The following is a 17,499-nucleotide window of genomic DNA, read 5'->3' on the forward strand; positions in this document are numbered from 1 at the left end:
TGGAGGAGTGACAATGTTTGAGGTTGGCTGCGAATACGAGTTTCGCATGATTATCGGCGGAGACGAAACCTTGTTCTGGGGGACCATAGAGACCTACGAGCACCCCCTGCTAAAGCTCCAGGACCATGAACTTCCAGTGATCACTTTCGAAGCTGAAGCCCCGCCCGAAGATGCTGGCCCTCCTACCTTCATTCCGGGAAAGGTGATCAACGTGACATCACCCAACTTCATCAGCGCCGTCAGGCACAGGCGGTAAGCGTTTTCGGGAATTCGGGCAAAGCGCGGCAAGCGGGAGAACTGAAACTCTCCCTTGGCCCCGCGGGTGACTTAGGACGCCCCCAACTGAACAGGCCGCAAATCAGTTGCGTGCAATCTAAGCGACCATGCGCAGATTTTCAACTGGTATTTCCACCTCCCGGTGGGAGCCGAAGAAGTCAACCACAGCTTTGATTGCCTTCTTACCGACAACGCCTGTGACGGTCGTATAGTGGCCAGCCAGTATGCCGTCCTTGATCTGAACGTGAGCGCCAGGACGAAGCCGCCGCTGTTGCGGGCGCATCTCGTCAAAGTCGCCCCGCTCTTGAGCATCCCGCACCGCGTCAACCACGGCAGAGGAAACGGGTATGGGACACCCCTCCCCGTCGCCCAGCACGCCGAGGATGTCCTTCATGTCCCGGAGCTTGCCGAAGTCTGCCGGCCACAGGCTCGCGAAAACATAGCCGGTGAATAGCGGGAACTCCCGCATGATCCATTTCTTGGTCTGATGGTGCCGGATCTCCTTGCGCATCTTCGGGTGATAGAACTCGATATCTGCATTGACCAGGTCTTGAGAGGCCTTCTCTTGTCGCCCTGCCCGCACCCGTACCACGTACCACTTTGCCATTTAGCTGGTCCTCGTCGCCGCGCTGTAACTGAATAACATTACTAGCAGATTCCGGCGGGCACCACACCCGCCGGGACCGTTATTCCTGCTCAAATCCCCTTACTTGGAACAGGGTAGAGCTGACATCTGGCAGATCCGCAAACAGATCCTCGGAGACCTTTACGCTTGCTTTGTGGTGCCCATAGAAGGACTCCGAGTTTAGGAAGATCCATGAGCCCTTGCGCCGAAACTCCAGCCGAACAAACGGCGAGTCGTCGAGCTCGCCCCATTTCTCAAAGAGCCGCAGGTTGTTGACGTGCAGGAAGCGCCTGGCGTCGGAAACGTAATTCCGAATGTCCTTCATCCTGTTGACTGCAGAGATAGCCGCGCGCCCGCGCCGCAGGATCTCGTCCAACCGTTCTGCGCCCTCTTCATCACCTGGTCGCCAATCCGGCAGTGGATCGTCCAAATCCTCAAGCGACTTGATGATTGGCTTCAGCTTGGTTGCCGGAGAGTACTTCTCGCAGAACTCGTGACCGACCAGAGTTCCGAACTGGACCGTTTCATATACCGTCTTGCCCTTCCGATCCTTCAAGCCCGTGTCCACCGTGGTGGAGACGACGCTGGCGCCGGAGAATTTGGCCTCAGATAGCATCCGTCGAAGGAAGTCCTCAGCGTCCTTGCCAAAATCCCTGCGCGCCTGTTCGACCGCTATAGCCACTGGCAGCAGTTGCGCCGCTGTCTCGCGAAGCAGTGGGGCTTTGCGCTGCAGCTCGCCCCATACATCAAGGACGCGCCTTGCTTCCGCCTCGCGCTTGTACTGCCGATCGGCAACAACGTAGTCCTCGCCGATATGCCGCTTGGCGCAGTCATGACCGACGAAGAGAACTGTCTTCTCGATAGGAAAGTAGAGCATGCGGCCCACGCCAAACTTCGGGCTGTTCGGACGGCAGAGAGGGCAAGGAACAAGCGCCTGATCTTCGCGCCGGATGATTGGCACCTTCAGTTCACCAGAAAGGACGACAACGCCGGCCATGTCGAACGGCCGAACCGTTGAGACGTTGTCGAATGTTTCGGGATGCCCAGTCTCGTTGATGTGTTCCTTCCAGCGATCGAGGAAAGCCTCGTCTGGCCGGCTATCGAAAACGGGGAAATGACGTACTTCCATCATGCTACCCCCATGATTTGCCGGAAACGCTCGCTAAGGGGATCGCGGGCCCGTTCCAGAACCTCTTGAATCCCGATGGTGGAAAGCTCATCCGCCCGCTCGTTGCCTATGACACCGGCATGGCCTTTGACCCACGTCAGCGTCAGCGGGAACGCCAGAAGCGCCGCGTCAAGCTCTTTCCAGAGATCGAGGTTCCTTACCGGAGCATTAGGCGCCCTCGTCCAGTGCTTGCGCTTCCAGTTATGGCGCCAGGTATTGCAGCCCTTGACGACATACTGGCTGTCACAGTGGAGTTGCGCCGATCGATCGGCCGCGTTCGCGGAGATCCACCGGACCCCCTCTAATGCGCCCGTCAGCTCCATGACGTTGTTGGTGGTCATCGCCGCCCCGCCGTGAGCCGAGAAGATTTCCGCGCCGTCCAGGTATGCGACGACGCCCCAGCCGCCAGGGCCAGGATTAGGTTCGCAGGCCCCGTCCGCGAAGACGTGCAGTCCCGTGAGATAGGAGGCGTGGTCAATCTCGTAGACCCGCACCGGATTACTGCCGCTGAAGCGCGGTCTTCTTGTCTTGGTCACGCCGCCCCCGCAACTTCGCGCAGAGCCTTGGCCTCCGTACAGGCGATAGCCGCTTGCGCCGCCGTGATGCTGAACCGTTGCCGCATGTCATGGATGACATTGGGAGGGGTTTCCTTCTGGCTCGCAAGCCAGGTAGCTGCTGCCTTGATCTTTTCTTGACCCTCAGTCATGCAGCCCTCCTCATGTCCTCGACAATCTCCAGCTTAGAGACCAGGAGGTACCGAGCGTGTGAGCCGGGGAATTGTCCGCCGTGCGCCTCGTCGCGGGTTTCGATATCAATTCCCGCCTGCCGCAGCTTCCAGACGTAATGCGACCATCTGGGCGCCGGATTGTCGATCGGCGTACAGCCTTTCTTTCCGGCCTGCATGAGCTGCTGCAGAGCCCACCAGTCCCGCCCGACAACTGTGATCGGAAGTCCGTGCGGCTCGCCATCCTTTAAGATCTGGATTCGACCGCTGATCTGTGCTCTTGTCCCACCCGGCATTGATAGTGATCCTTTTGCTATCGATGTTGGAGGAGCCACGGATTATTCCGTGACACCGTTCGGCAGCGTGGGCAGTGAGTTTGGCGACCGCGCCCATGCTGCTTTACGCCCGAGGCTAAGCCGCCTCGCGAGCGCGTTCCTTTTCCCATTTCTCAACCTCTTCTTCCTTGAACATCTTGCGCCGGCTGAAGACGACAGGCTTCGGAAAGCCGATATCGTCACTGCGGCACCAGCGCCAAAGCGTGGTAGGTGAGATTTGGTATCTGTTCTGCACATCGGCAGAGGTGAGATAACGCATCGGTTATATTTCCTCTCTTTGTTCCCGGCTTTTCGCGACCATTCATAATGCAAATCAGTTATACCACGACGCGCTGATTTTTGAATCGCCTGACAAGCCAAAAAGCGTAGCAATCAACGGGTTTAGCCGCTTTCCCCAAAGAAAATGCCGCCCTGTGGAGGAGCGGCCGCAACGTGCTGGCTGGCTGATAACTCGAGCGCTGACGGTTAACCGTCAGGCTATCTGGCCGCAATGGCCGCATTCCTATCAGGCCTTCCTTGGAGATCCCCCCCCGCGGCCGATGGCCGCCAGCGCTTCGCGCTATTTCCTTCGAGGCTTCCCCAGATCGCCCAAGGCCGTTCCGGCCCCCGGCGCTTCGCGCCAAAATTTTCCCAAATGGCTGTTTTTCGCCTGTTTTTGCTGCCTCAGACCCTTCAGAAAGAGACAGAAGAAGGGGGATAAGGAGAGGGAGGAAGAAGACCGGAAGGGCATATGTAAGACGTTTTAGGGTTAACCCTTTGTAAAGTAAACGAATTATTAAGGTTTTTGGCCCTCGGAAACTGAGGCTGCGCGTGGCTGTTACAGCGACCCTATAGGGCCGTTACCGTCTGTCTTACGCGCTCAGTCTTCAGAGCCTCAAACCCGGCCTCGTGGGCAACGCGGATCATCACTTCTTCAAGCTCAGAGGCTTTCGACTCCTGAACTAGAAAGCTGTCATGCACGGGCAGGACGACAACGCCTGCCATAAGCATCATGTGCATGATCATTTCGGCTAGCTCACTGTCGACCCTCATCAGCTCGCCGCCCTTGTCACTATGAAACGAGCCGGCAATCTTCCTGTGCTTGTCCTTTATGTCTGCGATTAGATCCGTCGCAGTTTGATATGCCTTCTGGCTGCCGGGCGCAGTCATGAGCCGCATTTCTTCGCTTCGCGCTATGCATGCTCTCGCATCGCTTTCTTTCTTCGCGTTGATAAGGACGAGGAAAGCCTTTTTCACGAGTGCCCGCGGCCAACGGCCGATAGCGTAACAGTCGTCTGGCAGCGGCTCTTTAGCCAAGGCATACAAAATAGCTGGATGAATGGTCTTGTAGTCAATCTCAACGACAGGCTCGCCATTGATCGTGATTTGCGTGTTGCGTAGTGTCTTGCTCATTGTCTGCCAACTCCCGCCTGTAGCGTAGAACCTGCCGCCTCTGTTGAAGCTTTTGTTGAATATCCTAACCATTGCGTCAGGCATTGTTCCTGTGAACATGGTGGTGCGGATTGCCTCGTTGATCTCTGCCAGCCGGTTGCGCATCTTCCGAATGGAAGGCGACTCCTCATAATCCAGGCTATTCTTGTCAGCGTCTCTGAGGATTATAAGCTCTGGTGGCTTAGCCGACACCAAGCCAGGGCCGGCGCTAATGATCGATCGCACTCGCGACACTGTCTCGGGCGTTGCGGTAAGCGAGCTTTGCCAGCCGAGTTGTCCCGGCTGGACTTTGTGATGAATGGCTAGCCCTTGCCCTGCGATATAGTCGGCTGCTTTCGTAACCTTGGCATAGGTAAACAGTGGAGACCGATACCGAGAGGAAGTGACGTAGAAATTCCTGTTGCGGGAATAGGAGACAGGGCCGTTTGCCGTCGTTAGGCTGAGGAGCATTGAAGCCGCTGTTTCGCTACCGCCAAACTCTTCCCGTAGCGCCGGCCAGTGTGGTCGATGCTCCCAGTTAAGGAATAGTGGGGTTTGGTGATCTAACAGCGGTCGGCTCCTAAAGTATTCATCCTATGGTCAACGGTTCGTGACAACAAAAATCTTGGGCTGACGATAGTTACCCGCCGGTTTTTTAGGAGCTATCCTTCAGGATCTTGTCGCGCACCCACTCGCTTACGCTAGCCGCGCCATCTTTACGCGCCCGCTCCTGGAGACGGTCTAGCTCGCGCTCCGTCAACATGACTACGAGCCGCTTGTCTCTCTTCAAATGTGCCGGGACTGCCGGTCTACCCATCTTTGCCACCTTCGCTCGATTGCTCTGGAACATACGCCATCCGCATATTCAAGGCAATATCTATTGCAATATGTATTGACAAGCCCCTAATGTATGGTCATAACTATTTGCATAGAAACTCAAGCCAGGAGGAAGAAAATGACACAGCAAGAAATGACCGTTTCGGACCTCACCGAAATCTTGACCGTCTTCCAGCACCTGACCCCCGAGGGCAGGCAAGTTGCTTTGGCCGAGGTTGAAAAGCTGGTTGCCGCCGCCGCTATCGCCGACGCGCTCGCCCGCGTCGAAGACACACACGCAGCTTGGGTTGCGACGGCAGCAGAGGGCGAGGATCTGGAAACGGACAATGCAGAGTATGAGGCATTCGCTCAGGCAGAGGCTAATCTGCTTTCTGCCCCGTGCCGCAGCTTTGACGACGTGCAGGCCAAGATTTCATACCTGCTCGGGTCGAAGACCTCAGCCGGTCGCGTCATCTTTGACGGCCTTACAGATCTGGAAAACCGGGACCGTCTCTTGCGGTCGCTCATCAGCGAGTAAGAGGAGGCAAGGATGCTCACCAACGCAGACGGAACAAAGATCCTCATTCCGACCGGACGCGGAAGCTACGTTTTCTTTGGAGAGAAGACGCTGGAGCAGCTTCTGGCCTCGTTTGATCGGGCGCACCCGGAACACACGAATGGAATGACGAGGGAGGAAGTTATCGCAGCCTATGAGCGGGCGAAGCAGTTCGCAGGCGAATGAAGCGGATCGGGAAAGGTTGCCGCCTCTCCCGACCCCAACCACCACGAAACCCACGCAAGGATAACGACGATGGAAAATCAGAATATGACCCGGGACGCCGCTGTTGACAATGCCTCGCCCTCGCGGTCTGGCTTGAGCCGCCGCACCTTCCTGAAAAGCACTGTCATCGCGTCCGCAACTCCTGCAGCGGCATTTGCCCCGCTCATGGAGAAGACCACGATTGGCGCCCTCCTCGCAGACTATGACAGCCTCGTGGGCCAAGCCCACAATGCAGACGAAAAAGCGAACGCCATCTATGACCAGCCAGGGCGACCGGAATTGCCTATGATCCGTTGGGCGGAAATGGATTTCCGGTATAGAAACACCCTTGACCGGTCTGACTTCTACTCGGTCAAGGCGTTGAACAAGCATTTCGATCAATGGCCGGCTGGCCTGTTCCCGACCGACGTCAAAGCCGCACGGGTCGAGGCTATGGAAGTTGAGAGGGAGAAGGTTTTGGCCCTCTTCCGGCAACGGCAGGCAGTCTATGACCAGTGGGGCAAAGCGTCCGGCCACACTGCGGCAGAGGCGGAAAGCAGCCGCCTTTGGAAGCTGGTGAACGAAACGGAGGAACGGATTCTCTCATTCCCATGCACGAGCTTGGAAGATGTCGTTACTCAGGCGCGTTTCATCAAGCGCGAGTTTGAGGGGGAAATGTCGGCAGAGCTTGGCAACAGAATCGTTGCGCAGCTTGCGTCAATCGGGTTGACTGCCTGACACCAGATACACCGACGATAGCAGACCCGCCCACCGTGGCGGGTTTTCTGCTTTTGTTACCCCAGACGTTACCCCAAAGAGGTAAGACTGGCCGGAAATTCGTCTAAGTGCTTGATATGATGGTGGGTGATGTAGGGCTCGAACCTACGACCCGCTGATTAAGAGTCAGCTGCTCTACCAACTGAGCTAATCACCCGCCTGCACCGTTTCCGGTGTCTCCGCCGCCGTTTCCGGTGGCGTGACCGGGCGTATAAACAGGATAAGGGACCTTGTCTAGCGCCGCCGCGAAAAATCTTGGCTGTTTGGTCAAAAAAATTTCAAAAAGCGGAAATTATCCTTTGTTTTCAAATGTCGAGCGTGCCGGTCGCAACACGCACGGCCTGTCCTCCGATCCGCGCGCGCGACACGGCGCCGTCCTTCACGTCGATATGCAGGTAAATATAGGACGGGCGGCCCATCTCGACGCCCTGCTCGATCATCATCGGATGATGCCCGTCCCGAAGCGCATCGAAATGATGGATCGCGCCGGAGAGAGCCGCAACCGCCGAGCCCGTGGCCGGATCTTCAGTGATGCCCATGTCCGGCGAGAACATCCGGGCATGGAACTTGGCGGCATGATGGACGCCACCGCGACAATAGACATAGGCAGACGTCAGGCGGCCCTCGCTGATCGGCGCGACGCGCTCCCAGAGCTGCGGGTCGAAGTCGATGCTTTCGACAGCGGCGAGATCATGCAGAGGTACCAGCAGAAACGGCACGCCGGCGCTCCAGACGACCGGCTGATGATTCTCGAACCCGATGGAGGTCACCTTCACCGAGAGGGCATCGGCTAGCCCCTGACGGTCGAGCTGGTGCTCGTGATGGCTGGAGATGCGCGGCAGGTCGAATTCGGCGAAACTCGCCTCCCCTGGCCGCACACGCACAGCGCAGCGCACAGGGCCGACGGTCTCCTCGAGAACCGACACCAGATCCATGCTGGCCGTGTCGCCGCTATAGGCCCGTTCTGCAAGCGCTATCGCCGTGCCCACAGTGGGATGGCCGGCAAACGGCAACTCGCGTCCAGGCGTGAAGATACGAATACGGGCCGTGTGCGAAGCATGATCGGCCGGCTGGACGAAGACGGTCTCGGACAGGTTCATCTCCCCTGCCACCGCCTGCATCATCTCGTCCGAGAGACCTGCGCCATCGAAGATAACCGCCAGCGGATTGCCCGCCAGTTTCCGGTCGGTGAACACGTCGTAGATGGCATAGTCTCTCGCCACGGGCCGTCTCCCTGAAGGTCTCGCTCGCGGCCCACACTGCCCGAGCCGAAACGGCAAGGCAAGACGAGCCGGCCTTACGCCCTCTGCGAGAAGTACCAGCCGAGAATCGGCAGCATGGCCAGGCCGTAGCGATGCGCCGTCGGATCCCCGTCGCGAATGGCAACCGCACGGGTGATCTCCGGCTCGTTGCACCGGCGGGCAAAGGCGTTGATGCTCTCGACCAGTTCATCTGCCGTCTCGCGGAAGTGGAAGAGCCGCAGAAGCGTCATTTTCCGCGATCGGTAGCTGGCATAGAGAATCGGATCCGGCTCGGCCGCGCGAAGGTCGAGACCCGTCTCCTCCAGCACTTCGCGCCGCATGTTACCCTCAATGTCACAGCGCCCGTCGACAATGTCCGAGAGGTCGAGTGATCCGGCGGCGAAATAGACCTGGCCGGGATTGGCCGTATGCGGCGCCATCTCGACCGCGATGAGCGCGCCATCGCTTCCGACCAATACCGGGTAGGCAAACAGGTGGCATGCGCCAGTGAGCTCGGGCTGTCGCCGCCACCACAGGAAAGTGGCAAAGCCCGCGACATGGCCCTCGGCCTCCAGATGCCCCTCAGAGTAGCGGATCTCCCGTTGCAGGATCAGCGGCCCATTGAAGAGTGCGGGATTGGCTGCCAACTCCGCCTCCCAGTTGCGGGCGATCGCTTCAGCCTGTGCCGCCTCCAGAGGATGAACCAAAGAGGAAACGCGCAGATCGAGCGAACGCACCTCATGCACGCTACCGTCTGCTGGCAGACCGACATCGTCGAACACGAGCGCGCTCATGGCAGGTGCAGGGTGATGGCGATCGGGCAATGATCTGAGGCCTTCGGCCGATCCCAACCGATCCGCGGATAGCGCTCCACCTCCTGCCCCGGTGGAAAGGGCGTGCGGAAAGGCTGGCCATTGCGGATCACCTCGGGCACGGCAGCCGGATTGGCGTCCGCGAGGCCTTTCGACAGCCAGATATAGTCCAGCTGGCAGAGATGCTGCTCTTCCGGCCCTCGCGCATGGTAGAGCGTCCAGCGATCGAGAGCATCGCGGCGAGCCATGGCATTCTCGGCAAATCCATCATGCGAGAAGACATCGAGCGCACTTTCGAGGTCTGGCCGATGAATATAGTCATAGCCCTGGCGGCGATCGCCGATAACGTCCACCCGCTCCTGATAATCGTTCATGTCGCCACAAATGACGAAATTGCGCCGGCTCGCATGGTCACGTCCAAAGCGGTTCTCGATGATGTGGCGGACGGCCTTCGCCTCGGCCTCGCGGATCGGCATGGTCGATGTGCGCCCGTCGACGCCATCGCGGCCATTCGTCATCGATTTGAAGTGGACCACATAGACGGTCAGCGGCCGCCCGCCGATGCGAAGGTCGAGCTCAAGGCAGTCCCGCTTGAAGATACGGTCATCCGGACGAGTATTGGGTCCAAGGCCCGGATGATGGAGGCCGAGATCGTGATAGGTGAGTGCGGCGTGACTGGTGACATCGCGCACCTCGATCCGCTGGCCATCGCGTGTCTCCTCACGCATCAGAACGGCGACGTCGATGCCGCGACTATCATTACCCTCGACCAGATATTTCTGTCGGTATCCCGAGCCGATCATCCGGAAGAGATAGCCGTATTCGAAGGCCTTCAGCGCCTCGATGTTATCGACTTCCTGCAGGCACAGGATGTCGGCATCGGTGTCGGCAATGGCAAGCGCCGAGAGCTGCCTTGTATCGTCCGTCGACGACACGATACGGGCTGCTTCCAGCCGCTGGTAATCAGCCTCGGACTTGATCTCGAAGAGTTTCAGCACACGATCGGACCGCAGCTGGTTCCGATAGCCCGTGAAATCGAAGCGGGCGATCAGGTTCTCGATGTTGAAGGTCGCGATGCGGATGGACATGGGCACTCGTCGGCTTGAGGCAATAGGGCGGGGCGCACTCAATCACGCCCTCCCCCTTGTCGCAACCCGCACGGCTGCGGCTGTCGAGAGCTTAGGGCAGAGTACCCGTCAGGCGGCGCGGTCCAGCGCGCTGCCGATCAGACGGCCGAGACGGCGGATCCCCTCGTCGATCATCGCCTCGTTTGCACAGGAATAGGAGAGCCGGATGGTGTTGGCACCGGACCGATCGGCGAAGAAGGCCTGACCGGGCACGAAGGCGACCTTTTCCGTTTCCACCGACCGGGCCAGGAGCGCGGCTCCGTCCATGCCGTCCGGCAGTGTCACCCAGACGAACATGCCACCTTCCGGCCGCGTCCACTGCGTCCCCTCCGGCATGTATCTGTCGAGAGCCGCAAGCATCGCATCGCGGCGGGCGGCATAGGCTCTCCGGATCTTTGCAATCTGCGCGGGGAAATGTTTCGCGGCGACCTCGGCCACGACCATCTGGTTGATGGTGGAGGAATGCAGGTCCGCTGCCTGCTTCATCAACACCAGTTTACGGATCACGGGCTTTGCCGCCACGACGTAGCCGACCCGCAGACCAGGCGCGAGCGTCTTGGAAAAGCTGCCGCAATAGATCGTCCGGCAGGCGTCGATCCCGCCGCTACGGGCAATGTCGAGCGAAAGGATGGGCGCGATTGGCGTCCCGTCATAGCGCAGATGCTGATAGGCCGCGTCCTCGACCACCGGAATGTCGAGTTCATCGGCCAGCGCCAGGATCTGCTGCCGTTCCTCAAGGCTCACCGTCTGGCCTGTCGGATTGGCGAAATCGGTCGAGAGATAGGCGAATTTGACGGCACTTGCCTGCGCTTCCGCCGCTGCCCGGTAGCTCGCCGGTGTCCGGTTGCCGGTCGACAGTTGATCATACTGCGGCTCATAGGCATTGAATGCCTGGAGCGCACCGAGATAGGTCGGCCACGTCACCAATGCGGTATCGCCAGGAGACAGGAAGAGCTTGCCGAGATAATCGAGCGCCTGCTGGGATCCTGACGTGATGAAGATATTATCGACGTCGCAGGCGATCCCGAGACGCCCCATCTCCTCCTTGAGCCAGGTCCGGAGCGGCAGATAGCCTTCGGACACCGAATATTGCAGCGCCGCACCGGCCTTGCCTTCCGAGAAAAGCGCCTGATACGCCTGGTTGAATTCCGCTTCAGGAAAGAGGGCTGGATCGGGAATACCGCCTGCGAACGAGATGATATCCGGCTTGTCGAGCAGCTTCAGCAATTCTCGGATTTCTGACGCGCGCATGCGCGACGACCGGGTGGCAAAGACGTGATCCCAGTTCAGCATCGGGGTTTCCTCAAGCGTGTTGTTATCGCGGCAGAAGACCACGAAATATGCGATAGGTCAACAATGCTGACCTATCGCATATCCATCGGTCACCATATGCTAACCACGCGGAAGTCGCTGCCTGAGATTGCGCTAACATTTGAGTAAAACTCCCCTATGATTGAAGGCGAAATCAGCAAAGGACTCACTGCTTGCTCCTGCAAAAGCTCGCCCTGCCAATGATCGGCGCCGAAGACGAGACGGATCCGCCATGGGATCATCTGGGCGTCCTCTTCAGCATCACGCCACATCTCGTTGCAGCCGTCGCCATCCTGGCCGCGACCATTCAGCCTTACGGCGCGGGAGAGTTTGGCAAAGTCGTGCTCGTTCTTCTGATCCTCTCGGCCCAGGTCGCGATCCGAGGCATCGGCGACTACATGTATCGGCACCGCTCGCCGGCGGACAAGCTTCAGCTCTGGCTTGCGCGCTTCTCCGTGATCTCGCTGCTCTCGGGTGTCGCTTGGGGGCTGGCGCTTGCCATTCTCTACGCAGACAGCCCCCCGGACACCCAGGTGGTCGCGCTGGCCATTGGCTGCGGCATTGTGCAGTCGGCCGCCGCCCGCGCCTATCTCGCACCCCGCTCGACTTTGCTGGTCATCATGACCGTGACGGCCTTCGTCAATGTCGCGGCGATCCGCGAGGGCAACTGGGTCATGGTGCCGATCTGCGTCGCCTATGTCGGCTTCCTCGCAAGCTACATGGTGCGGCTCATTACCCTCGACGAGAAGCGCATCGCGGCCGAAAAGCGGACGCGTGTACTGGTCGACGCTCTGGCGGAGAGCAATGAGAAGCTGACCGAGGCAAACGAGCAGCTTCGCCGCCACGCCCGCACCGACGCGCTCACGGGCCTCGACAACCGACGCGGCTTCAATGAGGAACTGACCCGCCGGCTCGACCTTGCTCACAAGGCAGACCGGCCGCTGGCGCTTCTCCTGATCGATGTCGATCACTTCAAGCGCTTCAACGACACCCATGGCCACCAGGCGGGTGACCGATGTCTTCAAGTGGTGGCCGAACTCCTGCAATCCGCCATCAGGGGCCTCGATGCCACCGCCGCTCGCTATGGCGGCGAGGAATTCGCCCTCCTGCTTCAAGGATCCGAGGCGACAGACGCGACCGCCTTTGCCGAGACGCTAAGGGCCAGGATTGCGCAATTGCTGGTGCCGGCCGAGGATGGACGGGCGGCCAACCTCACTGTCAGCATCGGGGTCGCCGTGGCGCGTGCCGACGATGATGAGAACACCATCGTCAGCCGAGCCGATCGCTATCTCTATGCAGCCAAGGAAGCGGGCCGCGACTGTGTTCGCGGCACCGAAACGCCGATGTGGGCCGACGTCAGCGCCTGACCGAAGCCCAGCCTCACAATGGTGGTTTCAGGCCGTCCGATCCGCTCAGGACTGCGGAACGGCAAGGCCGGCGAGCAGGGTCTTGGCAGCCCATAGCGTGGTCTCCCGCGCATCGGCCGCATCCAGTCCGCAGACGTCCTTGAGAACCACGATCGTCTCGATCCCGGTGAGCAGGGACAAGGCGTAGACCAGTTTCTTGAAATCCCCCGGCGGCAGATGCGGGCGCAAAGGCTCGAGCGTGTCGGTCAGCCATCCGATACGCCGCCCTCCCCGCTTGGCTGTCTCCTCTCCGGTCACCGTGCTGGCCAGCAAGGCGCGAAACATCGCCTCATTGTCGATGACCATATCGAAGATGCGGCCGACCAGCGATTGCACTTGAACGCCGACGGTCTCCGGACGCGCATCTGCCTGGGGCGGTTCGATCGAGATCGTATTGGCGACCGCGTCCAGCACGGCCTCCCGGATCATTTCCTCCGGTGCCGAGAAGTAGCGATAGGCCGTGGCGCGCGAAATACCGGCATGATCTGCCACTTCGGCCACCGATGGCTGCCGACCGCCTTCCGCAAGATCTCGGGCTGCACGCAACAGCTCCGTGCGCGTACGCCGCTTCTGGTTGATCCGTTCGAAACTTTTCACTTGACTGCTCATCATCACCTCATTATGAGACAACCATCTCATTAAGAGATAATGTATCACAAAGGAGAAGGGATGCAACATGAATACGGAGACCATAACAGTATCGAATGAAACCGCCTCGCCGGCAAAGACCGTGCATCTTCTTGGAAGCCTCTTGACCTTCCGCGCCCGCGCGGCAGAAACCGGCGGTCAGTTCACGATCGTGGAGTCCTGCTCCGCACCGGGTGCCGGAGCGCCGCCGCACCATCAGGCCGACGCAGAAGCCTTCCTGGTGACCGAAGGCAGCTTCGAGTTCATGCTCGGCGAAACCTGGCGCCGTTGCGGCCCGGGCGAGTTTGTCTATGTCAGCCCCGGCATGGTCCATGCGTTCCGCAACCCGGCAAGCACGCCATCCAAGATGCTGATCATCAATCTGCCGGGCGGCCCGCATGAACACTTCTTCGAAGCGGTCGGAGAGCCGGTCGAAGACGAGACCACCACCTTCCCGCCGATGGGACAGCCGGATGTCGCGCACATCACCGCAGAAGCGGCACGTTTCGGCGTGACCATGCTGCCCCCGCCGGCGCATCACTGATCCCCACCCGCTGATGCCGAAGTCCCCGGGGGACGATCAGGGACTTCGGCAAGGAGCGAGTGGCCGACGTGGAGCGACTGAGGGACGGCGCTCCACGAAGGCCAAGCACCGGCCCAAAGGCACCGCGATGGCGCCAGCATGTGCCGAGCCATGGCCTCACCACCTGTCGGCGTTTTTCAAGACAATCTCAAATCTAAGAAAGGTTCGCCTCATGCGCGGATTGGCATATTTCTGTTTCGTGTCGGCTGCAGCCTATGCGCTGGTCGGCATGGGTTTCGGCATCGTCATGGCCGCATCGCACGACCACACGCTGTCGACCGCCCACGCCCATCTCAACCTCCTGGGATGGGTGTCCATGGCCATCTACGGCCTGTTCTACCATACGGTTCCCGCAGCCGCTGAAACGCGCCTGGCGCGGAACCACGTCGTCGTCGCAACCCTTGGCCTCTGGATCATGATCCCGGGGGTTGCGATGGCCGTGATGGGCATGTCGGAGGGCCCGGCGGTCATCGGCTCCCTGCTGACCATCGTCGGCATGATCCTGTTTGCCGCGCGCGTTGTGACGATGAAACGCTCTCTGGCGGTCTGATCGCCAGAGAGGCGGAGGCCCGAAAAAGAGAAGGCCGGGAAGGTTTCCCCTCCCGGCCTCTGTTCATCCTGAGCGGATGAAGATCAGTTGCGGTCCTTGTCGACCAGCTTGTTCTTGCCGATCCACGGCATCATGCCGCGCAGCTTGGCGCCGACTTCTTCGATCTGGTGGGCGTCGTTCATGCGGCGGATACCCTTGAAGCGGGCAGCACCGGCGCGGTATTCCTGCATCCAGTCCGAGGTGAACTTGCCGGTCTGGATGTCGTGCAGGACGCGCTTCATTTCAGCCTTGGTTTCAGCCGTGATGATGCGCGGACCGGTGACATATTCGCCCCACTCGGCCGTGTTCGAGATCGAGTAGTTCATGTTGGCGATGCCGCCTTCATAGATCAGGTCGACGATCAGCTTCACTTCGTGCAGGCACTCGAAATAGGCCATTTCCGGTGCGTAACCGGCTTCGACCAGGGTTTCGAAACCAGCGCGGATCAGCTCGACGAGGCCGCCGCAGAGAACGACCTGTTCGCCGAAGAGGTCGGTTTCGCACTCTTCCTTGAAGGAAGTTTCGATGATGCCCGAACGGCCGCCACCAACGCCACAGGCGTAGGAGAGAGCGAGTTCAAGGGCGTTGCCCGAGGCATTGTGATGGATGGCCACGAGGCAGGGAACGCCGCCGCCCTTCTGGTATTCGCCGCGAACCGTATGGCCCGGGCCCTTCGGCGCGATCATGACGACGTCGACGGTGGACTTCGGCTCGATCAGGCCGAAATGAACGTTCAGGCCGTGTGCGAAAGCAATCGCTGCACCGTCGCGGATGTTCGGAGCGATGTCAGCCTTGTAGATGTCGGCCTGCAGTTCGTCCGGGGTCGCCATCATCATCAGGTCGGCCCAGGCGGCAGCTTCGGCAACCGTCATGACCTTCAGGCCATCGGCCTCTGCCTTCTTGATGGTCGGCGAACCGGCCTTGAGGGCGATGACGAGGTTCTGAGCGCCGCTGTCCTTGAGGTTCAGCGCATGCGCGCGGCCCTGGCTACCGTAACCGATGATGGCGACCTTCTTCGACTTGATCAGGTTCAAGTCGGCATCACGATCGTAATAAACGCGCATTGTAGTGTCCTTCCCTATGCTTGTCAGTTGTGGTGGATGTTGTTGATCGGCGAGCCGGAACGGGAGGCCCCGTCCAGTCCCGCCAGTACGCGGTCGGTGCCATAGAGCGCGAGAAAGGCGGAGACAGCCTTTGCGGCGCGGGCACCAAATTTGTGGGTCTGCGGCGCTTCGCCAAGCAGCATGCGCACATGCAGATCGCTGACGATGAGGCCATAGAGCGTCCGGTAAGCTTCTTCACCATCGCCGAAGCGCAGCAGGCCGTCGCGCTGACCGGCTTCGAGCAGCGCCCTCGCCCGCCGATCGATCTGGCGGCGGCCCCGCTCGAGAAGCAGCGTGCCGAGCTTGGATCCGTCACGGCTCGACTGGCCGATGGCCAGACGGTTGAGCGCGAGCGAGACGTCGCCGGCAAGCACCTCCAGCAAATCACGGGCGAAGATCTCGAGGTGGTCCGTCAGGCTGGCGACCGTCAGCCGCTCGCCGGGACGCTCGAAGGTGCGAACCTTGCTCGCCTGATAGGAGATCATCGCCGACAGGAGACCGTCGCGATCGCCGAACCACTTGTAGAGGCTCTCCTTGGAGCAGTTTGCGGCGCGAGCCAGGCCCGCGGTCGTGACCGCCTTGTCCCCGCCTTCCACCAGCAGACGGAGAGCCTCGGCCAGAACTGCATTCTGGCGTGGCGTGAATTCCGAGCTCTGATTGTCGATCGACATGGGCGCCTCCTGGTACCGTACGGTACGGTTCGGCGTCTTTATGTCTGGTGGAACACCCGAGGTCAAGTCCACCGGCGCAGAAATTTTTGGCAACTGCCGTTCTGACGAGGCTGGATTTTGAGCAGCCGGCTCGGTGTTGTGGCCGCCATACTCCCCTCCCCCACCCCCTCGGGCCCTCAAACGGCAGTCACAAAAGGGTGAAAGAAATAAAAAATAATCGTTGTATGTCATAGTTAAATGACGGCAAAAAGACAGCCTAACCCGCTGTTTTCATTCAACCATAATTTCAAGTGCCTCCCGTGATACCGGGTACTTTCACCGAACCAATCAGTTCGATTGTGCGCAAAGGGGTATTGCAAACCCAATCATCCTGCGCCAAATACAACTCATCGAACCAAGCAGTTCGATCCGCAAGGTTCTAAAGGTACACGAAAATGAAGACCATCGCAGCAGCACTCCTGACCACCATCGCAGCCGCTTCGGCCGCTTTCGCGATCGAGCCAATCCCGGGCTCCATCACCTATGGCGGTGCGCAGCCGAGGCTCGAACAGGCGCCCGCCGGTTCGAACTTCTTCCATACCTTCTACGCCAATGGATCCGAAGTCCACGAGATCTATCAGGTGAACGCAGACCGGACCGTTTCCCTCGTTTCCCGTTCCGTAGCGAACGACTGACGCGCCAGACGATCTGAGATCCCGGGTAGAACTCTACCCATGTCCACAATCATGAGCTGAACACATCCGGTGTTGCTCAATTCAAGATAAGGAATACGACCATGAAGACCATCCTCTCTGCAGCCCTCATCTCGCTTGCAGCCGGTTCGGCCGCTTTTGCCGCCGTCCAGCCGATCCCGGGCTCGATCACCTATGACAACGCAAACGTCCAGCTGGAAAAGGCACCTGCGGGTTCGACCTTCTTCCACACCTTCTCCAACGGTGACGGCCGTGACGTCCGCGAAGTCTACAAGGTCAACGCCGACAAGACGGTGACCCTCGTCAACCGCACCGTCTCCAACGCTTCCTAATCCGAAGCGTCCAACCTCGCGCCTCCCAAGACGCAAAAGCAGACCTCCAGCGGCAGGCTCGGCCCCTCTCCACCGCCCCGAGCCGCCGCATCACACAACGCACAAAGGAATTAA

Annotated in this window: 23 protein-coding genes and 1 tRNA gene; 9 read left to right on the plus strand and 15 right to left on the minus strand. The window is 59.7% G+C overall.

Going from position 1 to position 17,499, the window contains the following annotated elements; genetic code table 11:
- The first annotated feature begins 13 nt into the window (after window positions 1-13).
- A complete protein-coding gene (locus M1E12_RS09535) occupies window positions 14-256 on the plus strand; it encodes a hypothetical protein (protein ID WP_479564522.1) in 243 nt (80 codons plus the stop codon).
- A gap of 117 nt (window positions 257-373) precedes the next feature.
- Here M1E12_RS09535 and nusG read toward each other — a convergent pair whose 3' ends face one another.
- The 7 genes from nusG to M1E12_RS09570 form a co-directional block, all read right to left on the minus strand.
- On the minus strand, window positions 374-883 hold the full coding sequence (nusG, locus tag M1E12_RS09540; RefSeq protein WP_479564523.1) for a transcription termination/antitermination protein NusG: 510 nt from the start codon (window positions 881-883) through the stop codon (window positions 374-376).
- 79 nt (window positions 884-962) lie between these two features.
- Window positions 963-2,033, minus strand: coding sequence for a hypothetical protein (locus M1E12_RS09545; protein WP_479564524.1), 1,071 nt, complete (start codon window positions 2,031-2,033; stop codon window positions 963-965).
- Window positions 2,030-2,605, minus strand: coding sequence for a ribonuclease H family protein (locus tag M1E12_RS09550; protein ID WP_479564525.1), 576 nt, complete (start codon window positions 2,603-2,605; stop codon window positions 2,030-2,032). Before M1E12_RS09550 ends, M1E12_RS09545 begins: the two co-directional genes overlap by 4 nt.
- On the minus strand, window positions 2,602-2,775 hold the full coding sequence (locus M1E12_RS09555; RefSeq protein WP_479564526.1) for a hypothetical protein: 174 nt from the start codon (window positions 2,773-2,775) through the stop codon (window positions 2,602-2,604). Before M1E12_RS09555 ends, M1E12_RS09550 begins: the two co-directional genes overlap by 4 nt.
- Entirely contained in the window at window positions 2,772-3,089 is a 318-nt protein-coding gene (locus M1E12_RS09560; protein ID WP_479564527.1) for a winged helix domain-containing protein, read from the minus strand. Before M1E12_RS09560 ends, M1E12_RS09555 begins: the two co-directional genes overlap by 4 nt.
- Before the next feature lie 115 nt (window positions 3,090-3,204).
- Entirely contained in the window at window positions 3,205-3,387 is a 183-nt protein-coding gene (locus tag M1E12_RS09565; RefSeq protein WP_479564528.1) for a helix-turn-helix domain-containing protein, read from the minus strand.
- A gap of 569 nt (window positions 3,388-3,956) precedes the next feature.
- On the minus strand, window positions 3,957-4,784 hold the full coding sequence (locus tag M1E12_RS09570; protein ID WP_479564529.1) for a hypothetical protein: 828 nt from the start codon (window positions 4,782-4,784) through the stop codon (window positions 3,957-3,959).
- 709 nt (window positions 4,785-5,493) lie between these two features.
- Between M1E12_RS09570 and M1E12_RS09575 the strand changes: the two genes are divergently transcribed.
- The 3 genes from M1E12_RS09575 (at window position 5,494) to M1E12_RS09585 (ending at window position 6,852) form a co-directional block, all read left to right on the plus strand.
- Entirely contained in the window at window positions 5,494-5,892 is a 399-nt protein-coding gene (locus M1E12_RS09575; RefSeq protein ID WP_479564530.1) for a hypothetical protein, read from the plus strand.
- 12 nt (window positions 5,893-5,904) lie between these two features.
- On the plus strand, window positions 5,905-6,096 hold the full coding sequence (locus M1E12_RS09580) for a hypothetical protein (protein ID WP_479564531.1): 192 nt from the start codon (window positions 5,905-5,907) through the stop codon (window positions 6,094-6,096).
- A 69-nt stretch (window positions 6,097-6,165) separates the two neighbouring features.
- Window positions 6,166-6,852, plus strand: coding sequence for a hypothetical protein (locus tag M1E12_RS09585; RefSeq protein WP_479564532.1), 687 nt, complete (start codon window positions 6,166-6,168; stop codon window positions 6,850-6,852).
- Between the two features lie 120 nt (window positions 6,853-6,972).
- On the opposite strand, the gene M1E12_RS09590 is transcribed toward M1E12_RS09585, so the two are convergent.
- The 5 genes from M1E12_RS09590 to M1E12_RS09610 form a co-directional block, all read right to left on the minus strand.
- Window positions 6,973-7,048: transfer RNA gene (locus M1E12_RS09590), tRNA-Lys, on the minus strand.
- A gap of 148 nt (window positions 7,049-7,196) precedes the next feature.
- Window positions 7,197-8,114 carry a PhzF family phenazine biosynthesis protein gene (locus M1E12_RS09595; RefSeq protein ID WP_479564533.1) on the minus strand — a complete coding sequence of 306 codons (918 nt, stop codon included), beginning with the start codon at window positions 8,112-8,114 and terminating at the stop codon, window positions 7,197-7,199.
- Between the two features lie 74 nt (window positions 8,115-8,188).
- A complete protein-coding gene (locus M1E12_RS09600) occupies window positions 8,189-8,926 on the minus strand; it encodes an NUDIX hydrolase (RefSeq protein WP_479564534.1) in 738 nt (245 codons plus the stop codon).
- Window positions 8,923-10,032 carry an endonuclease/exonuclease/phosphatase family protein gene (locus tag M1E12_RS09605; protein ID WP_479564535.1) on the minus strand — a complete coding sequence of 370 codons (1,110 nt, stop codon included), beginning with the start codon at window positions 10,030-10,032 and terminating at the stop codon, window positions 8,923-8,925. Before M1E12_RS09605 ends, M1E12_RS09600 begins: the two co-directional genes overlap by 4 nt.
- A 108-nt stretch (window positions 10,033-10,140) precedes the next feature.
- Window positions 10,141-11,364: an aminotransferase-like domain-containing protein gene (locus M1E12_RS09610; protein WP_479564536.1), complete on the minus strand. Its 1,224-nt coding sequence runs from the start codon at window positions 11,362-11,364 to the stop codon at window positions 10,141-10,143.
- Window positions 11,365-11,555: 191 nt separating this feature from the next.
- On the opposite strand from M1E12_RS09610, the gene M1E12_RS09615 reads away from it, so the two are divergent.
- Window positions 11,556-12,749 carry a GGDEF domain-containing protein gene (locus M1E12_RS09615; RefSeq protein ID WP_479564537.1) on the plus strand — a complete coding sequence of 398 codons (1,194 nt, stop codon included), beginning with the start codon at window positions 11,556-11,558 and terminating at the stop codon, window positions 12,747-12,749.
- 45 nt (window positions 12,750-12,794) lie between these two features.
- On the opposite strand, the gene M1E12_RS09620 is transcribed toward M1E12_RS09615, so the two are convergent.
- Window positions 12,795-13,385 carry a TetR/AcrR family transcriptional regulator gene (locus tag M1E12_RS09620; RefSeq protein WP_479564538.1) on the minus strand — a complete coding sequence of 197 codons (591 nt, stop codon included), beginning with the start codon at window positions 13,383-13,385 and terminating at the stop codon, window positions 12,795-12,797.
- 79 nt (window positions 13,386-13,464) lie between these two features.
- Between M1E12_RS09620 and M1E12_RS09625 the strand changes: the two genes are divergently transcribed.
- Together M1E12_RS09625 and M1E12_RS09630 are read left to right on the plus strand one after the other, a co-directional pair.
- The gene (locus tag M1E12_RS09625; RefSeq protein ID WP_479564539.1) at window positions 13,465-13,959 is read left to right on the plus strand and encodes a cupin domain-containing protein; all 495 of its coding nucleotides are present in this window, start codon (window positions 13,465-13,467) and stop codon (window positions 13,957-13,959) included.
- A 211-nt stretch (window positions 13,960-14,170) separates the two neighbouring features.
- Window positions 14,171-14,548: a hypothetical protein gene (locus M1E12_RS09630; RefSeq protein WP_479564540.1), complete on the plus strand. Its 378-nt coding sequence runs from the start codon at window positions 14,171-14,173 to the stop codon at window positions 14,546-14,548.
- 83 nt (window positions 14,549-14,631) lie between these two features.
- Here the strand turns inward: M1E12_RS09630 and ilvC are convergent, their stop codons facing one another.
- A complete protein-coding gene (gene ilvC / locus M1E12_RS09635; RefSeq protein WP_113460931.1) occupies window positions 14,632-15,651 on the minus strand; it encodes a ketol-acid reductoisomerase in 1,020 nt (339 codons plus the stop codon).
- Between the two features lie 23 nt (window positions 15,652-15,674).
- The gene (locus M1E12_RS09640) at window positions 15,675-16,361 is read right to left on the minus strand and encodes a TetR/AcrR family transcriptional regulator (protein WP_113460932.1); all 687 of its coding nucleotides are present in this window, start codon (window positions 16,359-16,361) and stop codon (window positions 15,675-15,677) included.
- A gap of 434 nt (window positions 16,362-16,795) precedes the next feature.
- Between M1E12_RS09640 and M1E12_RS09645 the strand changes: the two genes are divergently transcribed.
- Window positions 16,796-17,035, plus strand: a complete 240-nt coding sequence (locus M1E12_RS09645) for a hypothetical protein (RefSeq protein ID WP_136538457.1) — start codon at window positions 16,796-16,798, stop codon at window positions 17,033-17,035.
- A 101-nt stretch (window positions 17,036-17,136) separates the two neighbouring features.
- On the plus strand, window positions 17,137-17,385 hold the full coding sequence (locus M1E12_RS09650) for a hypothetical protein (protein WP_479564541.1): 249 nt from the start codon (window positions 17,137-17,139) through the stop codon (window positions 17,383-17,385).
- Window positions 17,386-17,499 lie beyond the last annotated feature (114 nt).

This window comes from Rhizobium sp. K33 (assembly GCF_056501445.1).

Coding starts and splice junctions, on each gene's coding strand:
- nusG (WP_479564523.1), bottom strand. CDS start 883: ATGGCAAAGTGGTACGTGGTACGGGTGCGGGCAGGGCGACAAGAGAAG.
- M1E12_RS09645 (WP_136538457.1), top strand. CDS start 16,796: ATGAAGACCATCGCAGCAGCACTCCTGACCACCATCGCAGCCGCTTCG.
- M1E12_RS09610 (WP_479564536.1), bottom strand. CDS start 11,364: ATGCTGAACTGGGATCACGTCTTTGCCACCCGGTCGTCGCGCATGCGC.
- M1E12_RS09605 (WP_479564535.1), bottom strand. CDS start 10,032: ATGTCCATCCGCATCGCGACCTTCAACATCGAGAACCTGATCGCCCGC.
- M1E12_RS09650 (WP_479564541.1), top strand. CDS start 17,137: ATGAAGACCATCCTCTCTGCAGCCCTCATCTCGCTTGCAGCCGGTTCG.
- M1E12_RS09625 (WP_479564539.1), top strand. CDS start 13,465: ATGAATACGGAGACCATAACAGTATCGAATGAAACCGCCTCGCCGGCA.
- M1E12_RS09580 (WP_479564531.1), top strand. CDS start 5,905: ATGCTCACCAACGCAGACGGAACAAAGATCCTCATTCCGACCGGACGC.
- M1E12_RS09535 (WP_479564522.1), top strand. CDS start 14: ATGTTTGAGGTTGGCTGCGAATACGAGTTTCGCATGATTATCGGCGGA.
- M1E12_RS09555 (WP_479564526.1), bottom strand. CDS start 2,775: ATGACTGAGGGTCAAGAAAAGATCAAGGCAGCAGCTACCTGGCTTGCG.
- M1E12_RS09565 (WP_479564528.1), bottom strand. CDS start 3,387: ATGCGTTATCTCACCTCTGCCGATGTGCAGAACAGATACCAAATCTCA.
- M1E12_RS09560 (WP_479564527.1), bottom strand. CDS start 3,089: ATGCCGGGTGGGACAAGAGCACAGATCAGCGGTCGAATCCAGATCTTA.
- M1E12_RS09640 (WP_113460932.1), bottom strand. CDS start 16,361: ATGTCGATCGACAATCAGAGCTCGGAATTCACGCCACGCCAGAATGCA.
- M1E12_RS09575 (WP_479564530.1), top strand. CDS start 5,494: ATGACACAGCAAGAAATGACCGTTTCGGACCTCACCGAAATCTTGACC.
- M1E12_RS09630 (WP_479564540.1), top strand. CDS start 14,171: ATGCGCGGATTGGCATATTTCTGTTTCGTGTCGGCTGCAGCCTATGCG.
- M1E12_RS09545 (WP_479564524.1), bottom strand. CDS start 2,033: ATGATGGAAGTACGTCATTTCCCCGTTTTCGATAGCCGGCCAGACGAG.
- M1E12_RS09600 (WP_479564534.1), bottom strand. CDS start 8,926: ATGAGCGCGCTCGTGTTCGACGATGTCGGTCTGCCAGCAGACGGTAGC.
- M1E12_RS09585 (WP_479564532.1), top strand. CDS start 6,166: ATGGAAAATCAGAATATGACCCGGGACGCCGCTGTTGACAATGCCTCG.
- ilvC (WP_113460931.1), bottom strand. CDS start 15,651: ATGCGCGTTTATTACGATCGTGATGCCGACTTGAACCTGATCAAGTCG.